Raw genomic sequence first — 4,698 nt, 5'->3', positions numbered from 1 at the left:
TGATCCACCGCACCCCCGGCTACTCCGGCTGGCAGCAGGAATACTGGCGCGCCCATTGTGGTGACTATTGCGCCTATTTGGGTAATGTGGGAGCCAGAGAACTGCGGGCACTGGGTGTGCTGGAGGAGGTGCTGGACGACTCCATGTGGGACGAGGAGCAGAAGGGAATGATCCGGGAATCCGTCAATGGCGGGCATCTGCAATGCTATCTGTTCCAGTGCCTCCACTGCGGAAAGCACCTGGTCTGGATGGATTTTGATTGAGGAGTTTTCAAAAGGTAGGATACAAGCAATGAAAACTAAAACACTGACCATTCAACTGAATGATGAACAACTGCCCATCCTCCCAGTGGAACCGGAAGCTCACCTCTCCTTTACCACTCATGCCGACGGAAATGAATTGGAGTTAACGGGAAACCGGGCGGGGCTGCTTCTATTGGCGAAAGCCGCTCTTGGTATGGCGGAAACCATTCGTGAGGATGGATTTCATATCCATTTGGATGACCTGTATGGCATCAACGCCGAGGGAAAAAGCATCCTGATCCGAAAGGAGGAACAGTCAAAACCATGATTGAAAAAACCTTCCTCAATCCCGCCACAAATAAGCAGTGGCGGATCGAAATTGACGGACATACCATCCGAACCTGCCCCCATGGCGGGAAGGTCAAGGAGATCCTGTGCGACTCCGCCTTCCAGGTCAAGAGCAAGGCGGCCAGCGCCATGGTGGGCCAGATGCGGAAAGGATTCGTCTATCAGAATCCGGATGCCGCCGTTGGGCAGGCGCGGTGCCATCGGTTTGTCGGCAAGGACAGCAACGGTTTTATGCCCCTGGCTGCCGCCCTCACACGGGATGACTTCTTCCTGACGCGGGTGGTGGGCGATTTTGAGGACGAGATCCTCTATCACTTCGATGGCAGCGGGGAGATCCTCGAAACAGTTTCCCTGGGTGCCAAGCGGATGACCTATGAGCAGGTCCTCTGCCCCAATGATACCCTGCTGCTGAACAACAGCTATCTTCTCCAGCAGTTCTCTCTCCACACCCATGAGATCACGCCCTTTGCCAACAAGAAAAACAGCATGAAGACCATGCTGGATGCCAGCGGCGACCTGGCCCTGTGGTACACGGGCGAGGAGATCGCCGTCTTTGACTTTGGCAGCAACACAGAGGTGTGGCGGGAAACAGTAAAATGCAAGAAGTCAAAAGACCCGAATTTTGCTTATTACTGCTTCGGGATGCTCTCTCCCCGGCAGAGCAAAGCGGCCTGGCGCGTCACCGAGGGTGAGTATGTGCTGGTCGATCTGAAATCTGCCCAAAAAGTAGTGATCCCCAATGAGGGCTGGCATCCCTTCTTCTCTCCAGATGACCAGTGCTTCTCGGTGGGCGGCAAGTTCTATCTGACCCAGACCGGAGAGGAGATGGACAATCCTTTCCCGTTTTCTGTCCGCCAGGGGCTGAGTTTTTCGGATACCTGTGCGGTGAGGACAAGGGGCAGCCTGATGGCCGTTCAGCAGGATCGTGGCAGCTCCCCCATAGAAGTATGGGATACCGGTAGTGGCCAACTGCTGGCCACCATTGATGATCCCTTTGTGGTGCGTCAGGTGAATTTTGCCTTTACCAAGAGCGGACTTGTCCTGCACACCGATTACGGGGCCATGAGCATCTATTCCTGCGCCCTCTGAAACGGAGGAATGAACGATGGATCATGAGAGGAAAGAGCTTTTGGCTCAGAAAAAAGCGCAGCTTAAAGCAAAGCAGCAAAGAGAAGAGATCCAGCAATACAAGGACCGTCTCACAAAAAGCATCGAAGATTTTTCTCAAAAATACCGGTACGCAGATGAAGCGGAAGAGATCAAACTTGGAAAATTCATCTCAAAACTCGATTTCGCGCAGCCGGGGCAACTGTCGATTCAAGAAGCTTGCCCGTACCCACACGAAAATGTTCACCTGTGCTTTTTGATGGGAACAGAGGCACTGTTTCAAATCTTCATATTCGGAAAATATGATGACATCCTGCGCGATTATGATGAATGGGAGGTTTTCAGCCCCTGCCTGCTGCTTGTGGATGAGGATTTTATTCACTATACTTATATCAATGATGATGGCGAAGTCATGGAATCACAAGTATCATGATTTATTTTTACGATGGAAAAATGGAGGGGGCACAATGAACTTTAACGAAGCAATGCAAATGCTTGGAAATAAGTTGCAAGGAAAGTACGGACATTTAGGCTTTAAATATAAAAAATCCGACAAAACACTTACGAGGCACAGTAAAAATTTCACATATATGATTGCGTTTTCCTCATTCGGCGGGAACACAAAGGATAGCATAAGCATAGAGGTTTGTTATATAATCAACACTCGTCCGTACGACCCTTATGGTTACGCCAAACCGGACATCAACACACAACCACTGTTTTACAGTTTAAGAAACAATGAAATATATCTTGATATAGGGAATGAAGAAAAAATTGACAATACCTTTGAGATTGTTTGTCAGTGGATGGATAAATTACTGATTCCAAAAATGAATGAGCTTTGTGCTACCGAGTAATGTGGAAGTGATGGCGGGGAAAGGAGCGTGGACACCTATGAACAAAGAATCATTGACAGTAAAACTCCTGGACTTGGTCGAGGGGCGGGAAACTCCCGAAACATGGTGGAGCTGGTGGGACGAACATGAGACGGAGTTGGAAACCCTGCTCAATCGGGGTGAATTCCTGAAACTGAAGCCCTGCCGACACGGTTTTCAGTGGGTCCCGGTGCTGACCAGCCAAAAGGGAGCCATCGCCATTCTGGAAAAGGGCGGCACAGCATTTGAGGTCAGCAATCTCTACCAGGAGCGGTATCTGGCCGAGCTGGACGCTTTCTGCAAGGATCAGGAGCGAGTACAGCGGGAAAAGCAAGCGAAATTCAAGGCCGACAACCCGGAGCTGTTTCGACGCTACCCCAAGTTCTCCAAGGCGTTGGCAAAGGTGCTGGACCCCACTGATGAGATCCAGCCTGCCGCCACGGAGGAGCAGATCGGGAATCAAGAAAGCGTGCTGGGCTTCACGCTCCCGTCCCAGGTGCGGGAGTTTTTCCTGCTGACTGCGGGCATCAATGTATCCACAGGCGTGATCCTTTCCCTTTCCGGGATGTTTAATCTGACCATCCATGGAGAGCGGTATTGTGTGCTGGGCGAGTTCTGGAAAGAAGCGGACGGCGACCAACTCCTGCTCTGTCCCGGAGAGGAAACCATCTGGTACTACGCCCATGAGCAGGACAAGGTCAAGCGACTCTGCAATGATATGACAGAACTGCTGGAGAAGAAATTGGCGAGGTATCTCAATGAGCACTGAAAACATCGCACATGAAAAGCGCTATCGGGATTGGCGGGCGCAGTAATATACAGTAATTAAGGGGATCTATATGAGACTGTTTTCAAAGAAGAAAAACGCCGAAATGTCGGATAGAATATTATTGGGGAATACGGAATTTGTATTTGACAGCAAGCTCGGCTTTTATGTTGGAGAATTGATTGTATGGGAGAGAAAGACCAAAATTCTCCTTGAGATTAAGAGCATAGAAGGAAATATAGGCGATATCGTTTTTGAAAAGATAAATTGGATCAATGCACACAGAGAGTTGATCATCCAGTCTTTTTTGGAAGAAAACGATGACTACATAGACACTGTGAATGAAATGATCGAAGATGGAGCCCTTGAAGTAGATGGGAAAATTTCAGAAGATGAGTTTGTAAAAGCACTATTCGTAAACAATGTAACAGTATTTGTAAATGGGATTGAAACTGGCTTTTACATCGATTTGGATGCAGAACCCGACTATTTTATGGGACATTTAGCTTGTATGGAGATCGACTGCCAGTATAGAATTGAAGCTGGCAGATTAAACGGATAGCACTTCAACCACAAAAGGCAAAGCCTGTAAACAGCAGAAAGGAGGCGGTCGCTATGTCAACCTGGAGCGGAATGCGGAACAAGCTGGAGAATGACTATCTGTGCCCAGCACTCCGGGGCCACATCCAGTATTTTGCCACCAGTTACAGCAAAAGCGCCGACCATGAGGGCCGGGCAGCCATTCGTGTGGACGGTGTAGAGGTGCTGCGGAGCAACTACTACACCTATTTTGAAAATGTGTGGACGAAATTTCATCATTTGCGGTCCACAACGCTGAAAGATCACAACTCCGCAAAAGAGGCCATCGACCGGGCTTATGCCTATGCGCTGGAGCAGGGCACCTTTGACCAAAAGGTGTTCTATGAGGCGTTTGGTATCTTTGATAACCAGAGCATTGAGAAAGGCCTCGTCAGTGAGAATCCCCTTGTCCGTATCTTTGCCCTTCTGGACCGCAGGCTTGGAAAGCGCTGCCTTCTGGCTTTGGAGGAATCTATGGAGCAGGAACTGGACTGGGTGCGGGCTTTCTATGTGATCCGATTGCAGGCCGAAGGGCTGATGGAAAAAGAATAACATTTAGGAGGAACTGCCATGTCACAGATTGCGTCCTTTTATCTGATAAAAAATAACCAGCGGAAGGAGTTGTCCGACGGCAACTGCTCCGGCACGGTATACATGGCTATCTGGGACTGGTGTGAGTACGAGCTGGATCTGGATGTTCGTTTTCCTGCTCCCCAGACGGAGGATACCCTGGACTGCGCTCTGCTGGAGGGAGAACTGGCGTCTAAACTGCTGGCCGCTC

General features: G+C 49.8%; 8 protein-coding genes and 1 pseudogene. All 9 read left to right on the top strand.

Translation table 11 applies throughout. From position 1 onward, the window contains the following. A partial coding sequence (locus FGS84_RS30375) for a CbrC family protein (protein WP_138311864.1) occupies positions 1–263 on the top strand: 263 nt, incomplete at its 5' end. A gap of 28 nt (positions 264–291) precedes the next feature. Continuing rightward, on the top strand, positions 292–570 hold the full coding sequence (locus FGS84_RS30370; protein ID WP_040342499.1) for a hypothetical protein: 279 nt from the start codon (positions 292–294) through the stop codon (positions 568–570). Next, positions 567–1,679, top strand: coding sequence for a hypothetical protein (locus FGS84_RS30365; protein WP_138311863.1), 1,113 nt, complete (start codon positions 567–569; stop codon positions 1,677–1,679). Before FGS84_RS30370 ends, FGS84_RS30365 begins: the two co-directional genes overlap by 4 nt. Before the next feature lie 16 nt (positions 1,680–1,695). Further along, positions 1,696–2,130, top strand: coding sequence for a hypothetical protein (locus FGS84_RS30360; protein WP_138311862.1), 435 nt, complete (start codon positions 1,696–1,698; stop codon positions 2,128–2,130). Positions 2,131–2,164: 34 nt separating this feature from the next. Next, complete coding sequence (locus FGS84_RS30355; RefSeq protein WP_118584694.1) at positions 2,165–2,554, top strand: hypothetical protein; 390 nt, start codon at positions 2,165–2,167, stop codon at positions 2,552–2,554. A gap of 37 nt (positions 2,555–2,591) precedes the next feature. After that, a complete protein-coding gene (locus tag FGS84_RS30350) occupies positions 2,592–3,341 on the top strand; it encodes an SMI1/KNR4 family protein (protein WP_138311861.1) in 750 nt (249 codons plus the stop codon). Positions 3,342–3,411: 70 nt separating this feature from the next. Continuing rightward, positions 3,412–3,900, top strand: a complete 489-nt coding sequence (locus FGS84_RS30345) for a DUF2262 domain-containing protein (RefSeq protein WP_207671154.1) — start codon at positions 3,412–3,414, stop codon at positions 3,898–3,900. Between the two features lie 53 nt (positions 3,901–3,953). After that, entirely contained in the window at positions 3,954–4,469 is a 516-nt protein-coding gene (locus FGS84_RS30340) for a hypothetical protein (RefSeq protein ID WP_138311860.1), read from the top strand. 18 nt (positions 4,470–4,487) lie between these two features. After that, positions 4,488–4,698, top strand: a pseudogene (locus FGS84_RS30335) (hypothetical protein); the annotation flags it as partial.

It is taken from the genome of Clostridium sp. 1001271st1 H5 (assembly GCF_005845215.1).
Taxonomy (GTDB): domain Bacteria; phylum Bacillota; class Clostridia; order Lachnospirales; family Lachnospiraceae; genus Enterocloster.
This window is presented reverse-complemented; position numbering and strand designations above follow the sequence as displayed.